The organism is Gordonia sp. JH63, from assembly GCF_009856645.1.
Classification (GTDB): Bacteria; Actinomycetota; Actinomycetes; order Mycobacteriales; family Mycobacteriaceae; genus Gordonia; species Gordonia hongkongensis.
In genome coordinates this window covers 3,561,670-3,583,710 of the sequence record NZ_CP047235.1, presented here as the reverse complement: position 1 = coordinate 3,583,710, position 22,041 = coordinate 3,561,670, and the positions used below count along the sequence as shown (strand labels likewise).

The window sequence follows — 22,041 nt, the reverse complement described above, 5'->3', positions numbered from 1 at the left end:
CACGCGGATCGTCGCGGCGTCGAGGTTTGGCGGCACGCTGAACGAAACCCGGAGCGGCGTCTCGCGGTCGGCGATGTGATCCTCGTTACTCAAACCCGGATTCGGGCGCCTCTGGACGGGGGTCGATTTCGTCGCAGCGTCTCCCGGGGCGGATACTGTGGGGTGCGGTTCGACCAGCCCTCGGGCCGCACCGGCGCCGACGCCGGAGTGCCGTTCGACGCCGAACTGCGTTTCTCGTCGCGCCGACCCGGATCTTCCCTAGCGAAGGAGTGAGTGGTGACCTACATCATCGCGGAGCCTTGCGTCGACGTGTTGGACAAGGCTTGCGTGGAGGAGTGCCCCGTCGACTGCATCTACGAGGGTGGACGCATGCTCTACATCCAGCCGGATGAGTGCGTCGACTGTGGTGCGTGTGAGCCGGTGTGCCCGGTCGAGGCGATCTTCTACGAGGATGATGTTCCCGACGAATGGGAGCCCTACGTCAGCGCGAACGCCGACTTCTTCGACGACCTCGGCTCCCCGGGCGGCGCCAGCAAGGTCGGCAAGACCGAGGCCGATCCGGCGTTCATCAAGGGTCTCCCGCCGATGAACGAAGAGGACTGACCGCCTCCGCATGAGCAGTCCTGTCTCCCGTACGGCTGCGCCCCTGCGCGTCTCCTCGACCCGCGTCAGCGGGCGTCTGCCCGACTTCCCGTGGGACACGATCGCCGATGCGAAGGCGACGGCTCAGGCCCACGCCGACGGCATCGTCGACCTGTCGGTCGGGACGCCCGTCGACCCGGTGCCCGCACTCATCCGCGACGCACTCGCCGAGAACTCGGCGTTCCCGGGCTACCCGACGACGATCGGGACCCGCGAGTTGCGGGAGGCGGCCGCGGAGTCGCTGATCCGACGCCACGGGGTCACGTCGCTCGACGAGACGGGAATCCTGCCGGTCATCGGTACCAAGGAGGCGATCGCCGGCCTGGCCTCGACCTTCGGGCTCGGACCCGGCGACGACGTGGTCATCCCCGAGGTCGCCTACCCGACCTATGAGGTGAGCGCCCTGCTCGCCGGTGCGCGGGCGGTGCGGGCGGATTCGACCGTCGCGCTGGGACCGATGAACCCGGCGCTGATGTTCATCAACTCGCCGTCGAATCCGACCGGCAAGGTCCTCGGCCTCGATCATCTCCGCAAAGTCGTGGGATGGGCGCGCGAGCGGGGGACCGTCGTCGTGTCCGACGAGTGTTATCTCGGTCTGAGCTGGGAGGGCGAGCCGCTGTCGATCCTCGACCCGAGGGTCTGCGACGGCGACCACACCGGACTGCTCGCGGTCCACTCACTGTCCAAGATCTCGAACCTGGCGTCGTATCGCGCCGGATTCTTCGCCGGCGACCCCGAACTGATCGCCGAATTGCTCGCAGTCCGCAAGCATGCCGGACTCATCGTGCCGTTCCCCGTCCAGGGAGCGATGACCGCCGCACTGGCCGACGACGCACATGTCGACGAGCAGCGCGAGCGTTATGCCGAGCGTCGTCGGCTGCTCAAAGCAGCCGTGGAGGGTGCGGGCTTCCGGGTCGACCATTCCGAGGCGGGCCTGTATCTCTGGGCCACCCGGGACGAACCGTGCCGGGAGACCGTCGCCTGGCTCGCCGACCGCGGAATTCTCTGTGCTCCAGGCGATTTCTACGGTCCGGCGGGTGAGCGCCACGTTCGGATGGCGCTCACCGCAACCGATGAGCGGATCAATGCGGCCGTCGCTCGTCTGACGGCCTGACACCGGCCCTGCTCAGCCGCGACCGCTCTTCTGTTGTAGGCGGTCGATCTCCTCGGACGCCTCGGCCTTGGTGAGGTCGGCCGAGAGGGTCTCGCCGGCCTCCCGTGCGAGGGTGTCGAGATAGCTTCGCTGCGCGCCGGTCATCGGCTCGTCGCCGGTCACCCAGTCGTCCGGGTCCTTCTCGGTGGAGTTTCCGGCGCCCGCGCCGAGGACGTCGTCGGTATCGTTCGTCGAACGATTGTTCGATGTGCTCATGTGCCCACCATACGTCGGGATGGGAGATCCGGCCAGTGAGCCAGGGCGTCAGTCGTTCTTGTGCAGCGCCTCGTTGAGGGCGATGCCGTCGCCCTTCCACGGCACGACCTCGACCGCTCCGGTCAGGCTGTTGCGACGGAAGAGCAGATTGGACTGGCCGGACAGGTCGCGCGCCTTGATCTGCGTGCCGTCGGGTCCGGTGACCTTGGTGCCGGCGGTGACGTAGAGGCCGGCCTCGATGACGCAGTCGTCACCCAGCGGGATGCCGCAGCCGGAGTTCGCGCCGAGTAGGCAGCGTTTGCCCAGCGCGATGATCTCCTTGCCGCCGCCCGACAAGGTGCCCATCGTCGAGGCGCCGCCGCCGATGTCGGAGCCGTCGCCGACGACGACGCCCGCGGAGATGCGACCCTCCACCATCGACGACCCGAGGGTGCCGGCGTTGAAGTTGACGAAGCCCTCGTGCATCACGGTGGTGCCGGCCGCGAGATGCGCGCCGAGGCGGATGCGGTCGGCGTCGCCGATCCGTACGCCGCCGGGCACCACGTAGTCGACCATGCGCGGGAACTTGTCGATCGAGTAGACGGTGACCGGTCCGCGGGCGCGCAGCTTCGCCCGTACCGACTCGAAGTTCTCGACCGCACACGGGCCGTGATTGGTCCACACCACGTTGGTGAGCATCCCGAAGATGCCCTCGAGGTTGGCGCCGTGCGGGGTGATGAGGCGATGCGACAGCAGGTGGAGTCGGAGGTAGACGTCGTAGGCGTCGATGGGTGCGGCGGAGATGTCGGCGATGCCGGTGCGGACCGCGACGGTCTTGACCCCGCGGGCCTCATCGACGCCCACCAACTCACGGAGGTGGGCCGGTGTCGACTCGTCGTCGAGGATCACGGTCTCCGCGGTCTCGACCCCGTCGAGTTCGGGTTCGGGGAACCAGACGTCGAGGACGACGCCGGGAGTCGAACCCCCGTCGATCACGGTCGCGATGCCAGTTGCGTGTGCGCCAGTAGATGTCACGACAGGTGAGTCTAGGTGATCGACACCGGCGCCCCCGCCCCGCCACCGGTGCCCCGGCGTCATCCATTCGGCCCAAAGACCTGGTCACGTGCTGTGCGCCGCTCGTAGGGTCGCCAGCATGACCGGTCATCCCCAGCCATCTGTACCGCCCCGGCGCCGCCGACGCCGCTGGCCGTGGGTGTTGGGCGGGGTCGGCGTCGTGATCGTGGCGGCGCTGGCGGTCGGGGCCGTCGTCTTCCAGCCGTGGCTGATCTTCGTCGACACCGAGGTCGACGACGCCATCCCGGTCGCGGCCACCCCCACGACGTCGACGCCGGGGCAGCCGCCGCCCGCCGGGCCGGCGGTCATCTCGCGCGGCAGCCTGATCAGCCACGAGCACTCGACATCCGGAACGGTCTCGATCATCGAACAGCCCGACGGCTCACGCGTGCTGGCGATCGAGGACCTGGACACGACCACCGGCCCTGATGTCCACGTGTGGCTGTCGCAAGGGGACGTGGTCGAGGGGTTCGCCGGGTGGCGAACGGCCGCGGACGTCCCGCACGTCGACCTCGGCATGATCAAGGGGAACAAGGGCAACCAGGTCTACGAGATCCCCGCCGACGTCGAGCTGGCCGACTATCCGTCGGTGTTCCTCTGGTGCGTGAAGTTCAGCGTCTCCTTCGGCGCCGCCGAGATGGGCTCACTACGGTGAGGGAGTGAGCACCGACCTCGACCTGACCGCCGACCCCGTCGAACTGACCGCCGCGCTCGTCGACATCGAGAGCGAGTCGCGCAACGAGTCGGCCATCGCCGACGCGGTCGAGGCCGCCCTGCGCGCGCAGACGAGCGGATTCGAGATCCTCCGCCACGGCAACCGGGTCCTCGCACGGACCGACCGGGGGCACGCCCAGCGGGTCATCCTCGCCGGGCACCTCGACACCGTGCCGGTCGCCGGCAACCTCCCGCACCGCCGCGAGACGGATCCGGCGGAGGGCGACGTGCTGCACGGATGCGGCACCGTCGACATGAAGTCCGGTGACGCGGTGTTCCTCCACCTCGCGGCGACGCTGCCGGAGCCGGCCTCGGATCTGACGCTGATCTTCTACGACTGCGAGGAGATCGCCGCGGAGTTCAACGGCCTGAACGACATCGAACGCGAACTCCCCGAGTGGCTCGCCGGTGACGTGGCGATCCTCGGCGAGCCGACCGCGGGGCTCATCGAAGCCGGATGCCAGGGGACGCTGCGGGTTCGGTTGTCGACGACGGGAACCCGAGCGCACTCGGCCCGATCGTGGATGGGCGACAACGCCATTCACAAGCTCGGCGGTGTCCTGACCACGCTGGCGGGGTATGAGGCCCGTCGGGTCGACATCGACGGCTGCGAGTACCGCGAGGGCCTGTCGGCGGTCGCGGTCGGCGGCGGGGTGGCCGGCAACGTGATCCCCGACGCCGCGCACGTCGACGTCAACTTCCGCTTCGCACCGGACCGTTCGATCGACCAGGCGCTCGACCACGTCCGCGAGGTGTTCGGCGCCGACCTGGCCGACGGCAGGATCGGGCTGGAGGTCACCGATTCCGCGGCCGGCGCCCTGCCCGGGCTGGGGCACCCGGCGGCCGCGGCGCTCGTGGCGGCCGCGGGCGGACGCTTCCGCGCGAAGTACGGCTGGACCGATGTGTCGCGGTTCTCGGCGCTGGGGATCCCCGCGGTGAACCTGGGCCCCGGCGATCCCAATCTCGCGCATCGCGTCGACGAACGGGTACCGGTGGAGCAGATCCGCGCGGTGACCGACCTGCTGCGCACCTACCTGTCCTGACCTCGCAGGACCGGCGGAGTCGGACGGCGCTGCTAGCGTGACCGCCATGTCGACCACGCCCGAACCGGAACCCGTCGAAGACGGAACGAACCCCGACACCTGCTACGTCGGCCCGATCCGGATCCGGCGAGACCAGCGCGGCAAGACCACGGACCGCCGCCTGCTGGAATGGGTCGACCCGCGCGACGCCACGCGTCGTTCCGAACGGACCATGCGCGACTCCTGGCGGGTCCTGCGCATCCAGTCCGAGTTCGTCGCCGGGTTCGATGCGATGAGCGAGGTCGCCGAGGCCGTGACCGTCTTCGGCTCGGCGCGACTGCATCCGGAGTCGCCGGAATACGCGCTCGGTGTCCGCGTGGGCCGAGCGCTGGGCGAGGCCGGTTACGCGGTCATCACCGGTGGCGGACCCGGTGCGATGGAGGCTGCGAACCAGGGGGCCCATCAGGCCGGGGCGCAGTCGATCGGACTCAACATCGAGCTGCCCTTCGAGCAGGGTCTCAACCCTTGGGTCGATCTCGGCATGAACTTTCGATACTTCTTCGTGCGCAAGACGATGTTCGTGAAGTACGCGCAGGCGTTCGTCTGTCTCCCTGGCGGGATGGGCACCCTCGACGAACTCTTCGAGGCGCTGACCCTGGTGCAGACCAAGAAGGTGGTCCGGTTCCCGATCGTGCTGGTGGGCAGCGACTTCTGGGGCGGCCTGCTGGACTGGATGCGCGACGTCCTCGCCGCGCGCGGGATGATCTCGCCCGAGGATCTGGACCTGCTCACCGTCGTCGACGACCCCGACGACGTGGTCGCCGCGATCGAGGCCGCGACACCCTGAGGGTCGATATGACCTTCCCGGCCGACGATGGCACGATTGCCCGGTGAGTGCTGTCTGCGTCTATTGCGCCTCCGGTCCCGTCGACCAGCCCTACCTCGATCTCGCCGCCGAAGTGGGTCGGACGCTCGCCGAACAGGGGCATGTGGTCGTCTCCGGCGGTGGGAACATCTCCATGATGGGCGCGCTGGTCACCGCCGCTCGCGAGGCCGGTGGCCACACGGTCGGCATCATCCCGCGCGCACTGATGAAGCACGAGGTCGCCGACCTCGGGTCGGGCGAACTCGTGGTCACCGAGACCATGCGCGAACGCAAACGCCTCATGGACGAGCGCGCCGACGGGTTCATCACCCTCCCCGGCGGGATTGGGACGCTCGAGGAGCTCTTCGAGACCTGGACCGGGGGCTACCTCGGGATGCACGACAAACCGGTCGTCCTGCTCGATCCTGTCGATTTCTACGCGCCGTTGCTCGACTGGCTGCGAGAGTTGTCGACAACCGGGTTCGTCGCCCGACGATCGCTCGACCGGCTGCTCATCACGCGGTCGGTCGCCGACGCGGTGGAGTTGGCGACAGCACGGGAAGGCCTTGCTACCGGCCGGTAAGGTAGCGCCTGAGTGCGCGGGGCACTCGAAACGCCAGCGGGAGAGCGGAGGGCAGATGTCCCAAGGGGTCGAGCAGCAGGACAGTCGGCAGCAGAGTGTGAAGAAGACCGTCGGTATCCCCGACATCCTTCGCGGCGTGGTGAAGATGGCGCCACATGCGACCGGGATGATCAAGCACGCACCCGGGCTCATCCGACGCCCACCGGAGGCCAAGCGGACCATCGGTTCGGTCTTCCAGAAGCACGCGGCCGAACACCCCGACCGGCCGTTCGTCCGGTTCGAGGGCCGCACGACCACCTACGGCGAGGCCAACCGCCGCGTGAACCGTTACGCCGCAGCACTTTCCGCAGACGGCGTCGGCAAGGGCGACGTGGTGGCGCTGCTCTCCAAGAACTGCACGACCGACCTGCTGCTGATGCTCGCCACCGTCAAACTCGGCGCGATCGCCGGGATGCTGAACTACAACCAGCGCGGCGAGGTGCTCGAGCACAGCGTCGGCCTCCTCGAGGCCAAGGTCCTCATCCACGATCCCGAGTGCGCGGAGGCCTTCGAGTCGATCCCGGAATCGGTTCTTCCTGAACACGTCTACGATTTCGCCGCGTTCGACGCCGCGGCCGAGGGACTCTCGGAAGCCGATCCCGAGGTCACCGAGCAGCTGCCCGCGTCGACCAAGGCGTTCTACATCTTCACCTCCGGCACCACGGGGATGCCGAAGGCCAGCGTGATGAGCCACAACCGGTGGCTGGCGAGCCTGTCCGGCATCGGCGGTCTCGCGGTGCGGTTGCGCCACAGCGACACCATGTACGTGCCGCTGCCGCTCTACCACAACAACGCGTTGTCGGTGTCACTGTCCTCGGTCCTCGCCTCGGGTGCGTGCATCGCCATCGGACGCTCGTTCTCGGCGTCGAAGTTCTGGGACGACGTGATCCTCAACCGTGCGACGGCGTTCTGCTACATCGGCGAGCTGTGTCGCTATCTCCTCGCGCAGCCCGAGAAGCCCACGGATCGCCAGCATTCCGTGCACACCGTGGTCGGCAACGGTATGCGCCCGGACATCTGGGACGAGTTCCGCGAGCGTTTCGGGGTCGACCGCGTCGTCGAGTTCTACGGGGCCAGCGAACTGAACCTCGCATTCGTCAACGCGTTCAGCGTCGACAAGACCGCCGGCTTCTGCCCGCTCCCGTACAAGATCGTGGAATACGACGAGGAGGGTAACCCCAAGCGCGGCGACGACGGCCGGCTCGTGAAGGTCGGCCGGGGCGGTACCGGCCTGCTGCTCGCGCAGATCAGTGACCGGGTGCCCGTCGACGGCTACACCGACTCCGAGGAGACCGAGAAGAAGATCATCCGCGACGCCTTCAAGGACGGTGACTCCTACTTCAACTCCGGTGACCTTGTCCGCGATCAGGGGTTCGCGCACATCGCCTTCGTCGACCGGCTCGGTGACACCTTCCGCTGGAAGGGCGAGAACGTCGCCACGACCCAGGTCGAGGGGGCGGTCGACTCCTATCAGGCCGTCGCCCAGTCGGTGGCGTACGGCGTCGAGGTCCCCGGCACCGACGGTCGCGCCGGGATGATCGCGATCAAGCTGCGCGAGGGCGCCGACCTCGACCCGGGCGCGTTCGCCCGCCATCTCTACGACGCGCTGCCGTCGTACGCGGTGCCGCTGTTCGTTCGGATCGTCGACGATTTCGAGCAGACCTCGACCTTCAAGAACCGCAAGGTCGAGCTGCGCAAGGAGGGGTACTCCGACGCCGAGGCCGAACGGCTCTACGTGTTGCTCGGCAAGGAGAAGGGCTACACGGAGTTCTACGACGACTACCCCGACGACGTCGCCGCCGCCAAGGTGCCCAAGGGGTGAGTTCCGACCCGGAGACGTCGGCATCGGACACGCTGTGCGGGCGGCGGGTGCCGACCGACCGCGCGTTGGTGATGGCGATCGTCAACCGCACCCCTGATTCGTTCTACGACCGAGGTGCGAGCTTCGACGACGCCGCCGCCCAGGCGCACGTCGACCGGGTCGTCGCCGAGGGTGCCGACATCATCGACGTCGGTGGGGTCAAGGCCGGACCCGGACGCGAGGTCGACGCCGCGACCGAGGCCGCCCGGGTCGTCGGCATGATCGCCTGGATCCGCGACCGCCATCCGGACGTGCTGATCAGCGTCGACACCTGGCGCAGCGAGGTCGCCGACCAGGCCTGCGCCGCCGGCGCGGATCTCATCAACGACACCTGGGCGGGATTCGACCCCGACGTCGTCGACGTCGCCGCCGAACGCGGGGCCGGGATCGTCTGCTCGCACACGGGTGGCGCGCGGGTGCGGACCCGGCCGCACCGCGTCGCATACGGGGATTCGGTCGACGCGGTGGTGGCCGACGTGATCCGGGAGGTGACCTCCGCGGCCGACCGGGCGCTCGCTGCCGGGGTGCGTCGAGACTCGATCGTTATCGATCCGACGCACGATTTCGGCAAGAACACTCACCACGGGCTGGCTCTGTTACGCGGTGTAAAAGATCTTGTTAACACGGGCTGGCCGGTCCTGATGGCGCTGAGCAACAAGGATTTCGTAGGGGAGACTCTGGGTACAGACCTAACGCACCGATTGGAAGGGACTCTGGCCGCGACAAGTCTGGCCGCCGCCCAAGGCGCCCGGATCTTCCGCGTCCACGAAGTCGCTGCCACTCGTCGCGTGGTCGACATGGTCGCTGCCATCGCGGGAGCGAAACCACCCGCCCGAACAGTCAGGGGACTCGCATGACCAAGCAGCAGAAGCGACGTAAGCCCAGCACCGTCAGCCGGGACAAGGCCGCCATGTGGCCGACGGTCGCCCAGACCCCGGGGACCGAGCAGCGCTGGTCGGCAACCCACACCTGGGAGCAGCCGGACTGGACGATCGACGACCTCGTCGACGCGAAGAACGGCCGGACCATCTCGGTGGTGCTGCCCGCGCTGAACGAGGAAGAGACCGTCGCCGACGTCATCGCCACGATCATGCCGCTGTACGGCACCCTGGTCGACGAGATCATCGTGCTGGACTCCGGGTCCACCGATGCCACCGCCGAGCGCGCGCTCGCCGCCGGCGCGCAGGTGATCTCCCGCGAGGAGGCGGTACCCGAGCTGGACCCGGTCAAGGGCAAGGGTGAGGTGCTGTGGCGTTCGGTCGCCGTGGCGACCGGCGACATCATCGCATTCGTCGATTCCGACCTCATCGACCCGGACCCGATGTTCGTGCCCAAGATGCTCGGTCCGCTCCTGCTGAACCCCGAGATCCAGCTCGTGAAGGGCTACTACCGGCGCCCGCTGCGCACGGGCGGTACGCACGACGCGAACGGTGGCGGACGCGTGACCGAGCTCGTGGCACGCCCCCTCCTGGCATCCCAGAAGCCGGATCTCACCGCGGTCCTCCAGCCACTCGGCGGCGAGTACGCCGGCACCCGCGAGTTGCTCTCGTCGGTGCCGTTCGCGCCGGGCTACGGGGTCGAGATCGGCCTTCTCATCGACACCTATGACCGGTACGGCCTGGCCGGGATCGGTCAGGTCAACCTCGGGGTCCGAACCCATCGCAACCGCCCGCTGGTGGAATTGGGGGTCATGAGCCGCCAGATCGTCGGAACCCTGATGCGCCGCTGCGGCATCGAGGACTCGGGCGTCGGGCTCACCCAGTTCACCGCCGAACCCGACGGCTCCTTCACGCCGCACACCACCGAGGTCTATCTCGAGGATCGTCCGCCGATGAACACCGTGCGCGCCCTGACCCCCAAGGCCGAGGAGATGGCCTCCTAGGCGGCTCCGGACCTGATGGGCCGGACCTGATGAACCCGGCCCCGACCCGGCGACGCCGCCCGCCCTGACGCGGGTGGCCGTCGCCGGGTCGGTGCTGTGCCGGGCCGTCGTCCGGGCGCTTCTGCCAGGATGGAACGCATGCAGACGCTGCTGCTGTACCTGCTGATCATGGGACTCGTCGTCGCGATCGTGTTCGCTGTCGTCTGGTTCGTGTTCGGACGCGGAGAAGATCTGCCGCCGGTCGAGCCCGACACCACGCTCACCCGGTTGCCGTCGGTGGGCATCACCGGTGACGACGTGCGTGCGTTGCGCTTCGCCCAGACCCCGCGTGGTTACAAGCAGGCCGAAGTCGACTGGGCGCTGGCACGTCTCGCGCGTGAGGTCGACGACCTGCGGTCGGTGATCACGCGTCTGCGCGAACGGGAGTCGGTGCCCGGGGCGGAAGCGGGCGCGGCTCCGGACGATCCCGCCGCTGGTATCACCGGGAACGGCGGCGTGGACGCCGGGCGGTCCGGCCCGCCGAGCACCCCCCAGTAGGGGCCGTACGTCGAGACCGCGCGGCGCGCGCGTCGCGCACTGACAATCGTGTGCGACCCGGGCACGTATCATGTTCGGAGCAGGGACCTTGAAGGGAGCTTGAGAATGGCGGCAATGAAGCCACGTACTGGGGACGGCCCCCTCGAAGCGGCCAAAGAAGGGCGTGGAATCGTTGTCCGGATTCCGATCGAAGGTGGAGGTCGACTGGTCGTCGAGCTGACCGCCGACGAAGCAGCCGCGCTGGGCGAGGAACTCCGCGGGGTAACCGGCTGAACATGCCCCACGAGGGCAGTTCCCATGAGGCCCGGGCGGACCCACCGACTCCGCACCGGGCGCATGACCTCACTCCGGTACTCGAGATCCTGCGCTGCCCGGTGTGTACCGGGCGCCTGTCGGCCGACGGCGCGTCGCTGCGCTGTCCGCAGGCGCATTCTTTCGACCTCGCCCGTCAGGGCTATGTCTCACTGCTCGACGGCCGGTCCGGCGCGCTGCGCGCCGACACCGCAGCCATGGTGGCCGCCCGAGCCCGCGTGCACGACTCCGGTTTCCTGCTCCCCGTGGTCGATTTCGTCGCCGGCCGCGCGGCCGAGGTCACGGGTGGACACGACCGGCCGGTGATCCTCGACGCGGGGGCCGGTGGCGGACACTATCTTCGCGCCGCGGTCGAGGCGAGTGGGGTGCCCGGCGGTGACGGACGGTCCTCGGCCGCCGGAATCGGCCTGGACCTCTCGAAGTACTGCGCGCGGGCCATGGCGCGGGGACCCCGGCCCCTCGCTGCCGTCGTCGCCGACGTCTGGCGCGGACTGCCCGTCGTCGATGACGCTGTCGCGGTGGTGCTCTCGGTGTTCGCGCCGCGCAACGCGAGCGAGTTCGCCCGCGTACTGGCCCCTGATGGCGCACTGATCATCGTGAGTCCGGGGCCCGACCACCTCGGCGAACTCATCGAGCCGATGGCGATGCTGCGTGTCGACGAGGCCAAATCCGAGCGCCTCCGTGCCTCGCTCGACGCGGGCTTCGAAGTGGTCGACGAGTCACCTGTCCGGTACTCTGCAGACGTCGACGCGCAGACCGTGGGGGATCTGGTCGCCATGGGCCCGTCGGCATTTCACTCCGACGAGGCCGACATCCGCTCGCGGGCCGCGGCCTTCGCCGGGGACGGTCGGGTGCCGGCCACGGTGTCGGTCGTGGTGACCACGTGTCGGCCCGTCCGCGGACGCTCACCCGCTCAGCGCCGTACGGACTCGTAGACACCCAGCGTCTGTTCGGCGATCGACGCCCAGGAGAACTCGGCCTCGGCGCGTTCGCGGCCGGCCACCCCCATCGCCGACGCCGCCGCATCCGAGGCCACCGCGTTCACCGTGTCGGCGAGATCGTGTTCGAAGGTCGCCGGATCGACGGGGTCGTACCGCACGAGGCGGCCGGTGACGTTGTCGCGCACCACCTCGGGAATGCCGCCGACCGCCGAGGCCACCACCGCGGTACCGCAGGCCATCGCCTCGAGGTTGACGATGCCCAGCGGTTCGTACACCGATGGGCACACGAAGACCGTTGCCGCGGTCAAGATCTCGCGGATCCGGGGGAGTGGGAGCATCTCGCGCACCCAGTGGACGCCGGGACGCGAGGCGGAGAGTTCGCCCACCGCGCTCTCGATCTCGGCGCCGATCTCCGGCGTGTCGGGGGCACCAGCACAGAGGACGAGCTGGATGTCCGGATCGAACCGGTGCGCCGCGGCCACCAGATGTGCGACGCCCTTCTGCCGGGTGATCCGGCCGACGAACGCCACGATCGGGCGGTCCGGGTCGAGCCCGAGTGCGGTCGGCGTCGAGTCGGGTCCGAACGGATCGTCGACCGGGAACCATTGAGATGTGTCGATCCCGTTGCGCACCACATGCACACGCTCAGGGTCCAGACGCGGGTAGGTGTCACAGATCTCGGTGCGCATCCCCGAGCTCACCGCGATCACCGCGTCGGCGTACTCCACCGCGTTGCGTTCCACCCAGCTCGACACCCGGTACCCGCCGCCGAGTTGCTCGGCCTTCCACGGGCGCGACGGTTCGAGCGAGTGGGCGGTCAGCACGTGCGGCACGTCGTAGAGCCGTCCCGCCAGGTGCCCGGCAAGGCCGGTGTACCAGGTGTGGGAGTGCACGACGTCGGCACCGGACGCACCCACCACCATCCGCAGGTCGGCCGACAGCGTCGTGATCGCCGCATTCGCCCCGGCCAACCCCGGGTCGGGGGTGTACACCGAGGCAGTCTCCCGCTCGGCGCCCATGCAGTGCACGTCGACGGTGATGAGATCGCGCAGATACCGGACCAATTCGGTGACGTGGACCCCGGCGCCGCCGTAGACCTCAGGTGGATATTCCCGTGTCATCATCGCCACCCGCATGATCTCGACGCTAGTGCCAACGCGCGCAGATCGCCATCGGTGCTGCCAAACCCCGGTCGCGGCCGACGCCACGCATACTGACCGCCCGGTCATCTGGCCGACGGCTTCGATCGCGGTTAAGTTGGGGGAGTGAGATCTGAGCCGCACGTCCTCGGCATCGTCCTCGCAGGCGGCGAAGGCAAGCGTCTGTACCCGCTGACGATGGACCGCGCCAAACCTGCGGTGCCCTTCGGCGGTGCCTACCGACTCATCGACTTCGTGCTGTCCAACCTGGTCAATGCCGGTTACGAGCGCATTTGCGTGCTGACACAGTACAAGTCGCATTCGCTGGACCGGCACATCTCGCAGACCTGGTGGACGTCGGGATTCCACGGCGAGTACATCACCCCGGTGCCGGCCCAGCAGCGACTCGGACCACGCTGGTACACCGGCAGTGCCGATGCGATCTTCCAGTCGATGAACCTCATCACCGACGAACGACCCGAGTACATCGTCGTCTTCGGAGCCGATCACGTGTACCGGATGGATCCGTCGCAGATGGTGGCCGCGCACATCGAATCCGGCGCCGACGTCACGGTGGCCGGGATCCGCGTGCCCCGAGCAGAGGCGGTGGCCTTCGGCTGCATCGACTCCGACGAGAGCGGGAAGATCACCCGCTTCCTGGAGAAGCCGGCCGATCCGCCCGGCACGCCGGACGATCCCGACGTGACGTTCGCGTCGATGGGCAACTACGTGTTCACCACCGAGGCGCTGGTCGACGCGCTGCGCGCCGACGCCGCCGACTCGGACTCCGACCACGACATGGGCGGTGACATCATCCCGGCCTTCGTGCGCCGGGACACCGCCTTCGTCTACGACTTCAAGGACAATCAGGTACCCGGTGCCACCGAACGCGACACCGGTTACTGGCGCGACGTCGGAACACTGGATGCGTTCTACGAGGCACACATGGACCTGGTGTCGGTCCACCCGATCTTCAACCTCTACAACGGCCGCTGGCCCATCCGCGGCGAGACCCACAACCTGCCGCCCGCCAAGTTTGTCCAGGGCGGGGTCGCGGAGGACTCCGTGGTCGGTTCCGGATGCATCATCTCCGCCGGCACGGTGCGCAACTCCGTGCTGTCGTCGAACGTCATCGTCGAGGACGGCGCGGTGGTCGAGGGCAGCGTGCTGATGCCCGGCGTGCGCGTCGGCAAGGGCGCGGTGGTCCGCAAGGCCATCCTCGACAAGAACGTCGTGGTCGGTGACGGCGAGCAACTCGGTGTCGACCTCGAGGCCGACCGCGAACGGTTCTCGGTGAGCGCCGGCGGTGTGGTCACCGTCGGCAAGAACATCCAGGTCTGACGACCGCCCTTCGTGGCTCGCTTCGCTCGCACCTCAGGGAGCGGGGGTTGGCCCGTCGCGTAGGGCCGCGTCGATGAGCGTCGCGATGTCGTCTCCGGCGTCGTGCGGAAGCGCGTCGACCGGCCACCAGCGGAGGTCCACGGACTCGTCACTGCATACGACGCGGGGGAGTTCACCGTCGGGCGTCGGGGCGGCGACCACCCGGTAGCGGACGTCGAGGTGGCGGGTGGGGACTCCCAAGGAGCAGGTGATCGGGTGGGTGTGGAGGTGGACCATCCCGTCACCGGCGAGCGTGGGGTCGGCGGTGTCGAGCACGAGTTCGGGCATGCCCGACTCTTCTCGCGCCTCGCGTAGCGCCGCGCCGGCGAGGGAATCGTCGGAGGGTTCGCAGTGACCGCCGAGCTGTATCCACTTCCCGACGCGGGGGTGCAGGGTCAGCAGAACGTGTCGGCGCGTCGCGTCGAAGACGATCGCCGAACCCGTCAGATGTCCTGGTGCGCAGGCCCGAAGACACCCGTCCGGGGACGCGGCGAGGAACGCGAGATATGCGTGACGCAGGGAGTCCTGGGCGGGATCGGGTGTCTCCCACCGTGTCAGGGCCTCGACGGCGGAGGCGTGCAGCGACTCGGCGGTCACAGTTCGACGACCCACTCCGCGGTGGGGGCGGGGTCGCGCAACCCGGCCGGTTCGAGCGGATGTCCGATGGCGACGGCCCCCAGCGGTTCCCAACTCGGATCCAGATCGAGGACGCGGCGCACCGTCGGCGCGGCGAAGATGGTCGACCCGACCCAGCAGCTGCCGATGTCGCGGACCGCCAGCGCGGTGAGCAGGGTCGCGACCGCCCCGCCCGCGGCCACGGTGAACATCGTGTGCTCGGCGGCGTTGCGACGATCATCGGGGTAGTCGTGGGCGCCCTCGGGTACGAGGAACGGGATCACCAGTTCCGGGGCGTCGTAGAGGATCTGCCCGCGTCGAAGTCGCTTCTCGATGGATTCGGCTGTCTTGGAGTCCGATTCGAGGTCGATGCGCCAGTCGCGCGTCATGGCGTCGAGCAGTTCGCGGCGTCGCGAGGCGGAACGCAGCCACACGAAGCGGACCGGATGTGTGTGGTGGGGTGCCGGGGCGGTGAGCGCCTCGGCGAGGGCGTCGCGCATCTCCGCGGGGTCGACGGGCCGGTCGGCGAAGGTGCGCACCGAACGCCGGGTGCGGATGGCCTCTCGGCGGCCCTGTGCGATCGCCTCTTCGGTCCCGAGACGGAACAGGTCCTCGTCGTAGGGACGGATGAGGTCGGCGGCGGTGGTGCCGTCGTCGGCCGGAGCGAATCCGCGGACGACGGCGACCGGGACGGCGGCGAGCTTGCCCTTGACGAGGTCCGCCGCAGCGGCGAGTTCGTCGGCCACCGCTATCTCGGTGACGATCAACGGATTCCCGTAGTCGTCGACGCCGCCCTCGTAGGGATGGGTCACGGCGATGCCGGCCGCGCCGATGGCGACGTCGGTCTGTCCGGTCCGCCAGGCCCGACCCATCGTGTCGGTGATGATCACCGCGACGTCGAGGCCGGCGGCGTCGGCTATGGCACGCCGCAGTGACGCCGCACTGCGGTCGGGGTTCTCCGGCAGGAGTGCCAGTTGGTCGCTGCGCACATTCGAGCCGTCGATCCCGGCCGCTGCCTGCACCAGGCCGAGGCGGTTCTCGGTGATCAGGGTTCGGTTCTTGCGGGCCAGGACGCGCACCGATTCGGCGTCGACGAGGCGACGACGCAGTGCGTCCCGCTCCTCGGGGTCGCTGGGCGCGTCGACCATCCGCCCTTCGGCCTTGGAGATGATCTTGCTGGTGACCACCAGGACGTCGCCGGACTCGAGCCAGGGTGCGGCGCCGAGGATCTTACCCGCGACGTCGGAGTCGGCGGTGAACTCGGGCAGGCCGGTCACCGGCCGGATCTCGAGATGTCCCGGTGCGCGGTGGTCGGGGCGAGCGGTCACCGCACGCCCTTGTTGGTCTCGGGCAGCGGTACGTCGACGAGCGCGCAGGCCGCACGCACCATCTGCGCGGTGGCCGCGGGGTCGGTCATGAGCAGCGGTGCGGCGCCGACGGCGATGCCGTCGACAGCGGCGTGGTCACCCTCGGCGATGAGCCAACCGTCGAGAATCCCGTTGCCGCTGCGGGCGCCGTAGTGTCCGGCGATCCCCTGTGCCGAGGACTCGACCTCGATCACGGACAGGCACTCGTCGGCCATGCCGCGCAGGGGACGGTTGTCGATGACCGGTGAGATCCCGACCACCGGGGCCTTGGTCTGGCGCAGCGCGCTGCGCATCCCGGGAACACTGACGATGGCGCCGATGCTCACGACCGGGTTCGACGGCGCGAGGAGGATGACGTCGGCGTCGGCGATCGCGTCGAGGACGCCGGGTGCCGGCGCCGTGTCGTCCGAACCGACCTGCGCGAAGCCGAAGGTGGGGATCTGCGCGCGATGGCGTACCCACCATTCCTGGAAGTGGATCGCGACCCGTTCGCCGTCCTCGCCGTCGGGTTTGGCGACCACGACGTGGGTTTCGTGACGATCGTCGGTGACGGGCAGGAGCCGCACCCCGGGGACCCAGCGCCGGCACAGGGCGGCCGTGACGTCGGACAGCCGGTACCCGGCGTCGAGCATCTGGGTCCGGATGAGGTGGGTCGCGAGATCGCGATCGCCGAGTCCGAACCAATCCGGGTCGGCCCCGTAGGCGGCGAGTTCCTCTTTCGCGCGCCAGGATTCGTCGCGCCGACCCCACCCGCGTTCGGGATCGATCCCGCCCCCGAGGGTGTACATACAGGTGTCGAGGTCGGGGCAGATGCGGACGCCGTGCATCCAGGCGTCGTCGCCCACGTTCACGATGGCGGTGATCTCGTGCTCGGTCGCCGGGGCGCCGGACGCGTCGTCCTGGGGGGCCGGGAACGCCGTCGGGCCGAACAATTCGCGCAGACCGAGGAGGAATCGTGCCCCTCCGACGCCCCCGACGAGTACGGTCACCTTCACAGCAGGTACTCCTTCACACCGCCACTGTAGTGCGCGGTGCGAGTCGGCGGTCAGGCGCTGTCGGTGCGGTGCGGATGGTTTCGACCCGTGCCGGGTTCGGTGTGACATTCACGTCGGGTTGAGGTCAATGTCGTGTCGAGTCACAGGGTTGTCGGATCCTGGTGGTAAACAGAGAATCTTTGACTTCAACTTGACCGGGACCGCCTTGGGCGTGTGTAATCACATCAGTGTCATTCCGAGTTTGAGATCGAGAACCTCCGGATCGAAAACCGCTGGACTTCAACGGATTCGATCGTATGTTCGAACTCGGGAGAGGGTCGGTTCCGGCACTTCGCGGGCCGTCGCTCGGGCGCTGTGTACGTCTGATGTGGGTGTTTCCACATCCGTAGTACAAGTGGTGTGGCAACAGTGGTGGGTGCGGCACACAGGCCGTGTTCGCAGAGGACGCAGAAACTACCAACATCCCGAGCTAGGAGGCGCCGACGATGGCTTTGGAAAACCCGATCGGCAATCCGCTTGAACCACAGAACCGCCCGCAATTCACCGCCGAATTCAACACCCTTGGCCCCGTTGATGATTCGATGATCGGCGGCACTGCCGCCGCGTCGGCCATCGGCATCGGGACCGACTTCGGGTCGCCGCACGGGCCCGTCGCCGACGACGCCGACCCGGGTCGTCGTCATCTTTCGTTGGTGCCCAACGACTTCGACGATCTCTTCGACGCCGTCGAAGAGCAGTGGCAGGACCGTGCCCTGTGTGCGCAGACCGACCCCGAGGCGTTCTTCCCGGAAAAGGGTGGGTCGACACGTGAGGCCAAGCGGATCTGCCAGGGCTGCGAGGTCAAGTCCGAATGCCTCGAGTACGCACTGCACAACGACGAACGCTTCGGTATCTGGGGTGGCCTGTCGGAGCGTGAGCGCCGGCGTCTCAAGCGCGGCATCATCTGACCGGCGTCACCATCTGACCGGACGGCTCGCGACGGAGTCGTCCCCACCGATCATCGACCGCGGATCACTCTGGTCCGCGGTCGATCGTGTCTTCGTCGACGCCCAGATGCGTCGCCACCTGTTGCACGAGTACCTCGTGGATCAGATCCAGCAACTCGGTGCCCTTCTTGGCCCGGGACTCCAGTGGCCGGCGGAACAGGATGATCTGCGCCCGCGTCGGTGCGCCGTTCACATCCATCCCGGCCGGGATCAGCCGTGCGAGCGGCACCGCACCGTCGGCGGTCACCTCGTCGGGCCACTCGACCGTCTCGGGGTCACGGGGCAGGAGCCGGGGGATCTCGTCGACGGCGATGTCGAGTCCGGCGATCTGGTCATGCCACTGCGCGTCGATCTCGGCGAACGCCTCCAGGGCGACCGCGTCGAATTCATCGGACCGGCTGTTGTGGGCGGGCACGCCCTGTGGCAGCAACGGCGAGCGCAGTCCCCGTCCGCGACGATCGCGGTGACGACCCGTCCGCCGACGACCGCGGCGCGCCTCCGGCAGGCCGGAGGAGCCACGTGGAGTCGGCTTCGGGTCGATACGCATGGCGAGAGTGTAGGAGGTCGGACGAGTCCGTGTCTCCTCCGGTCGCTGCGTGTCTGCTCCGGCGGTCCGGGTCTTCGCCGGGCGCCCGCCCGGTGAGCGTGTCGCCGACGCGGTTGCGAGCGACGAGGGCTAATCTCGTCACGTGAAGCTTCCCCGACTGTGCTGCCGACCCGGCTGCGCCCGATCCGCGGTGGCTACCCTGACCTTCGTCTATGCCGAGTCGACCGCGGTGATCGGTCCGCTCGCGACGTCGCAGGAGCCGCACTCGTGGGACCTGTGCGACGATCACGCCCGCCGGATCACCGTCCCGCGCGGTTGGGAGATGCTGCGCAGCGAGCGGGGATTCTCCGCGCCGCCGGCCGAGGATCAAGAGCTGACCGCGCTCGCCGAGGCGGTTCGGGAAGCCGGAGCCGTCGCCGGCGGTGGACGCCCGCGGTACGTCGACCGCAGTCCGATCGACGCCCTCGATGCCTTCGAGGACACCGCGTTCGTCGAGGCCCATCGCGATGCCGTGGACGACCGCCGGACGGGTCGGCACCGCGCCGGCCCGGTCGATGCGCCCGCCCCGACCGCCGGGACGCCGCGTCACCAGACCCGGCCGCGCCCGGGGCGCCGCGGACACCTGCGGGTACTGCCGGACCCGGTCGACTGACCGGTCACCACCGCGCGGGGGGCGTGGACCCCGAAGGCATCGCCGCAACTGTGCCGAGTACGTGCGCGCCGACTTCGCGACCTGGCTACCCTGGTGACATGCGAACCGGTTCCCCCGACCTCGACGACGCCGAGGAGCTGATCTCGGCCGATGTCGACGGTTTGCTGAGAGCGGTCGCGCTCGCCGGCGCACAGGTGCGCGCCGTCGCCGAAGCGGTACGCGAAGGCGTGCTCGCCCCGCTCGCGGACCTGCGTCCCCGTAGCGTCATCGTGGTCCACGGTTCCAGCGGCGTCTCCCATCGGGCGACCGACTTCGCGGTGGCCACGCTCGGGGCCCGGGTGGACGTCCCGGTGGTCAGTGGTCCGGTGTTGCCCGGGTGGATCGGCCCGCTCGACGTCGTGATCGTCGCCGGCGACGATGCCGGGGACATGGCGCTCGCCGACGCCGCCGCGCGGGCGTTACGCCGGCGGGCCGAGGTCGTGGTGGTCGCACCCGTGGCCGGGCCTCTGCGAGATGCGCTGGGCGGCAACGGGATCAACCTCGCGCCGCGGTTCGACATCGAACCCCGCTTCCGCTTCGTGGGGTTCGCCGCCGCGCTGCTCGCGGTGTTCGGCGCGCTGACCCAGGTCCGGTTCACCGGGAGCGTGCCCGCACTCGACGACCTCGCCGACGCACTCGACGACGAGGCCTCGACCGGACACCCGGCCCGCGACGCCTTCCACAATCGCGCCAAATCGCTGGCGCTGCGCGTCCAGGGCCGCCCCACCGTCTGGACGGCGGACAGCCCGGCCGGCGCGGCCATCGCCCGGCATGCGGTCGCCGGGCTCGTCGGACTCTCCGGGATCGTCAGCGCCGCAGCCGAACTCACGGACGTCTCGCGAATGGTGCAGTTGCTCGGGTCGCGCTCGGATGTCGCACCGAGTGCGGACTCGATCTTCTACGATCCCGACTTCGACGGACCGCCGGCAGCTCCCGCGCCGCGTGTCCAGGTCGTCTCGACCGGGCGGCGGGAATGGTTCACGCGTCAGCGGGTCACCGGCCTCGGCGAGGTCGATCTCCTCGTCGGAATCGATCGTGCGCAAGAGACTTCGGCCGCCGGGGGCGCGGACGGCCGCGAGTGGGAGGACCGGCGTCCGGCGCCGGGTGAGGATCCGGTGGCCGACGGCCCGGGGGATGTACTGGATTTCCTGATCGTGGCACTACGGGTCGAGATGGCGGCGGTGTACCTCCGCCTGGTTGGGAACGCGTTGCAATGAGGATCATCGACGGAGTGGTGCGGCCATACGCCTGGGGGTCGCGGACCGCGATCGCGTCCATGCAGGGTAGGTCCGTGCCGTCGGCGCACCCGGAGGCGGAGCTGTGGTTCGGGTCCCATCCCGCGGGGTCGGCTCGGTGCGTCGATGTCGCCGGGATCGAGCAGGATCTCGTCGACGTGATCGACGCGGATCCGATCGGCACGCTCGGCGCGGCGAGCACGGCGGCCTTCGGCGAGCGTCTGCCGTTCCTCCTGAAGGTGCTCGCCGCCGAGGAACCGCTGTCCCTGCAGGCACATCCGTCCGCCGAACAGGCCCGGGCAGGATTCGAACGCGAGAACGCCCGCGGTGTCGCGCTCGAAGCCCGCGACCGCAACTACCGCGATCCATGGCACAAGCCCGAACTGATCGTCGCGACGACACCGTTCGACGCCCTGGCCGGCTTCCGTCGACCGGAGGACACCATCCGGTTGCTCCGCGCACTGCAGGTCAGTGAGCTCGACCCCTATCTGGGGATGCTCGCGGGGCAGCCGGACTCGGAGGGGCTGCGGGCGCTCTTCACGACGTGGCTGACGCTGCCCGAGTCGCTGCTCCGTCAGCTGGTCCCGGCGGTACTCGCCGGCGCGGTCACCGTGCTGAGCACAGGTGAGACGGAGTTCGTCGCCGAACTGCGGACGGTGTGTGAACTCGGGGAGGCCTACCCGAACGATCCCGGTGTGCTGGCATCGTTGCTGCTCAACAACATTCACCTCGAACCCGGGCAGGGTCTCTATCTGTCCGCGGGCAACCTGCACGCCTACCTCCGCGGTACGGGCGTGGAGATCATGGCGAACTCCGACAACGTGCTGCGGGGCGGACTGACGCCCAAACACATCGACGTTCCCGAGTTGTTGCGCGTCCTCGACTTCACCCCGGTCGATGTCTCGGACCTGACCCCGCAGATCCGGACCGTCGGCGCCGAGCGCGTGTACCTCACCCCCGCTCCCGAATTCCGGCTGTCGCGTGTCGAACTCGACGGGACGGGCCTCCACCACGCCTCGTCGATCTGCTTCGACATGCCGGGCCCGCAGATCCTCGCCGTGCTCAGCGGCGCGGTGGAGGTCCGACCGGCGGGTGGGAACCCGCTCACCGTGACGGCCGGACGGGCGGTGTGGATCACCGACGACGACCCGGACGTCATCGTCCGCGCGGCGTCGGCTCGTGCGGTCTTCTACCGCGCGCTGGTGCCGGCCGCGGTCTCGGCGCAACCCGACCTGACCTCACCGGTGGCGTCCGCGTCCGAATGAT

General features: G+C 69.1%; 24 protein-coding genes. 17 read left to right on the top strand and 7 right to left on the bottom strand.

The window, feature by feature from the left end:
* Positions 1–273 precede the first annotated feature (273 nt).
* Both fdxA and dapC read left to right on the top strand, forming a co-directional pair.
* Positions 274–603, top strand: coding sequence for a ferredoxin (gene fdxA, locus GR168_RS16015; RefSeq protein WP_058252527.1), 330 nt, complete (start codon positions 274–276; stop codon positions 601–603).
* 10 nt (positions 604–613) lie between these two features.
* Positions 614–1,756, top strand: coding sequence for a succinyldiaminopimelate transaminase (gene dapC, locus GR168_RS16010; RefSeq protein WP_159371184.1), 1,143 nt, complete (start codon positions 614–616; stop codon positions 1,754–1,756).
* Between the two features lie 12 nt (positions 1,757–1,768).
* Here dapC and GR168_RS16005 read toward each other — a convergent pair whose 3' ends face one another.
* Positions 1,769–2,011, bottom strand: coding sequence for a DUF3072 domain-containing protein (locus GR168_RS16005; protein ID WP_065632638.1), 243 nt, complete (start codon positions 2,009–2,011; stop codon positions 1,769–1,771).
* A gap of 48 nt (positions 2,012–2,059) precedes the next feature.
* Positions 2,060–3,025 (bottom strand): 2,3,4,5-tetrahydropyridine-2,6-dicarboxylate N-succinyltransferase, encoded by a 966-nt coding sequence (gene dapD / locus GR168_RS16000; protein WP_159371183.1) that lies wholly within the window; start codon positions 3,023–3,025, stop codon positions 2,060–2,062.
* A 178-nt stretch (positions 3,026–3,203) separates the two neighbouring features.
* Between dapD and GR168_RS15995 the strand changes: the two genes are divergently transcribed.
* From GR168_RS15995 to GR168_RS15950, 10 genes are all read left to right on the top strand, one after another.
* Complete coding sequence (locus tag GR168_RS15995) at positions 3,204–3,719, top strand: DM13 domain-containing protein (protein ID WP_159371955.1); 516 nt, start codon at positions 3,204–3,206, stop codon at positions 3,717–3,719.
* A 4-nt stretch (positions 3,720–3,723) separates the two neighbouring features.
* Entirely contained in the window at positions 3,724–4,821 is a 1,098-nt protein-coding gene (gene dapE / locus GR168_RS15990; protein ID WP_159371182.1) for a succinyl-diaminopimelate desuccinylase, read from the top strand.
* A 46-nt stretch (positions 4,822–4,867) separates the two neighbouring features.
* The gene (locus GR168_RS15985) at positions 4,868–5,647 is read left to right on the top strand and encodes a TIGR00730 family Rossman fold protein (protein ID WP_058252572.1); all 780 of its coding nucleotides are present in this window, start codon (positions 4,868–4,870) and stop codon (positions 5,645–5,647) included.
* 43 nt (positions 5,648–5,690) lie between these two features.
* Entirely contained in the window at positions 5,691–6,248 is a 558-nt protein-coding gene (locus tag GR168_RS15980) for a TIGR00730 family Rossman fold protein (RefSeq protein WP_159371181.1), read from the top strand.
* Positions 6,249–6,303: 55 nt separating this feature from the next.
* Positions 6,304–8,109: a long-chain-acyl-CoA synthetase gene (locus GR168_RS15975; RefSeq protein WP_159371180.1), complete on the top strand. Its 1,806-nt coding sequence runs from the start codon at positions 6,304–6,306 to the stop codon at positions 8,107–8,109.
* 71 nt (positions 8,110–8,180) lie between these two features.
* Positions 8,181–9,005 (top strand): dihydropteroate synthase, encoded by an 825-nt coding sequence (gene folP, locus GR168_RS15970; RefSeq protein WP_137809065.1) that lies wholly within the window; start codon positions 8,181–8,183, stop codon positions 9,003–9,005.
* Positions 9,002–10,030 (top strand): glucosyl-3-phosphoglycerate synthase, encoded by a 1,029-nt coding sequence (locus GR168_RS15965; RefSeq protein WP_055475896.1) that lies wholly within the window; start codon positions 9,002–9,004, stop codon positions 10,028–10,030. The genes folP and GR168_RS15965 overlap by 4 nt, the downstream gene beginning before the upstream one ends.
* A 138-nt stretch (positions 10,031–10,168) precedes the next feature.
* Positions 10,169–10,567, top strand: a complete 399-nt coding sequence (locus GR168_RS15960) for a DivIVA domain-containing protein (protein ID WP_055475940.1) — start codon at positions 10,169–10,171, stop codon at positions 10,565–10,567.
* 105 nt (positions 10,568–10,672) lie between these two features.
* Positions 10,673–10,840: a DUF3117 domain-containing protein gene (locus GR168_RS15955; RefSeq protein ID WP_004019232.1), complete on the top strand. Its 168-nt coding sequence runs from the start codon at positions 10,673–10,675 to the stop codon at positions 10,838–10,840.
* Positions 10,841–10,842: 2 nt separating this feature from the next.
* Positions 10,843–11,814: a putative RNA methyltransferase gene (locus GR168_RS15950; RefSeq protein WP_159371179.1), complete on the top strand. Its 972-nt coding sequence runs from the start codon at positions 10,843–10,845 to the stop codon at positions 11,812–11,814.
* Here GR168_RS15950 and glgA read toward each other — a convergent pair.
* Positions 11,793–12,956, bottom strand: a complete 1,164-nt coding sequence (glgA, locus tag GR168_RS15945) for a glycogen synthase (RefSeq protein ID WP_203235866.1) — start codon at positions 12,954–12,956, stop codon at positions 11,793–11,795. The genes GR168_RS15950 and glgA overlap by 22 nt on opposite strands.
* A gap of 129 nt (positions 12,957–13,085) precedes the next feature.
* Between glgA and glgC the strand changes: the two genes are divergently transcribed.
* Positions 13,086–14,300, top strand: a complete 1,215-nt coding sequence (glgC, locus tag GR168_RS15940; protein ID WP_078112951.1) for a glucose-1-phosphate adenylyltransferase — start codon at positions 13,086–13,088, stop codon at positions 14,298–14,300.
* A 33-nt stretch (positions 14,301–14,333) separates the two neighbouring features.
* Here the strand turns inward: glgC and GR168_RS15935 are convergent, their stop codons facing one another.
* The 3 genes from GR168_RS15935 to cofD are packed head-to-tail and all read right to left on the bottom strand — an operon-like array spanning position 14,334 to position 17,316.
* Positions 14,334–14,936: an NUDIX domain-containing protein gene (locus GR168_RS15935; RefSeq protein ID WP_159371178.1), complete on the bottom strand. Its 603-nt coding sequence runs from the start codon at positions 14,934–14,936 to the stop codon at positions 14,334–14,336.
* On the bottom strand, positions 14,933–16,282 hold the full coding sequence (locus GR168_RS15930) for a coenzyme F420-0:L-glutamate ligase (RefSeq protein WP_159371177.1): 1,350 nt from the start codon (positions 16,280–16,282) through the stop codon (positions 14,933–14,935). The genes GR168_RS15935 and GR168_RS15930 overlap by 4 nt, the downstream gene beginning before the upstream one ends.
* Positions 16,279–17,316, bottom strand: coding sequence for a 2-phospho-L-lactate transferase (gene cofD / locus GR168_RS15925; RefSeq protein ID WP_159371176.1), 1,038 nt, complete (start codon positions 17,314–17,316; stop codon positions 16,279–16,281). The genes GR168_RS15930 and cofD overlap by 4 nt, the downstream gene beginning before the upstream one ends.
* 689 nt (positions 17,317–18,005) lie before the next feature.
* Here cofD and GR168_RS23760 point away from each other — a divergent pair.
* Positions 18,006–18,263: a WhiB family transcriptional regulator gene (locus GR168_RS23760; RefSeq protein WP_171011557.1), complete on the top strand. Its 258-nt coding sequence runs from the start codon at positions 18,006–18,008 to the stop codon at positions 18,261–18,263.
* Positions 18,264–18,327: 64 nt separating this feature from the next.
* Here GR168_RS23760 and GR168_RS15915 read toward each other — a convergent pair whose 3' ends face one another.
* Entirely contained in the window at positions 18,328–18,849 is a 522-nt protein-coding gene (locus GR168_RS15915; RefSeq protein ID WP_058252540.1) for a metallopeptidase family protein, read from the bottom strand.
* A 142-nt stretch (positions 18,850–18,991) separates the two neighbouring features.
* Between GR168_RS15915 and GR168_RS15910 the strand changes: the two genes are divergently transcribed.
* From GR168_RS15910 to manA, 3 genes are all read left to right on the top strand, one after another.
* Complete coding sequence (locus GR168_RS15910; protein ID WP_203235865.1) at positions 18,992–19,501, top strand: DUF3499 domain-containing protein; 510 nt, start codon at positions 18,992–18,994, stop codon at positions 19,499–19,501.
* A 98-nt stretch (positions 19,502–19,599) separates the two neighbouring features.
* Positions 19,600–20,757: a hypothetical protein gene (locus GR168_RS15905; RefSeq protein WP_159371175.1), complete on the top strand. Its 1,158-nt coding sequence runs from the start codon at positions 19,600–19,602 to the stop codon at positions 20,755–20,757.
* Positions 20,754–22,040, top strand: a complete 1,287-nt coding sequence (gene manA, locus GR168_RS15900) for a mannose-6-phosphate isomerase, class I (protein ID WP_159371174.1) — start codon at positions 20,754–20,756, stop codon at positions 22,038–22,040. Before GR168_RS15905 ends, manA begins: the two co-directional genes overlap by 4 nt.
* Position 22,041 lies beyond the last annotated feature (1 nt).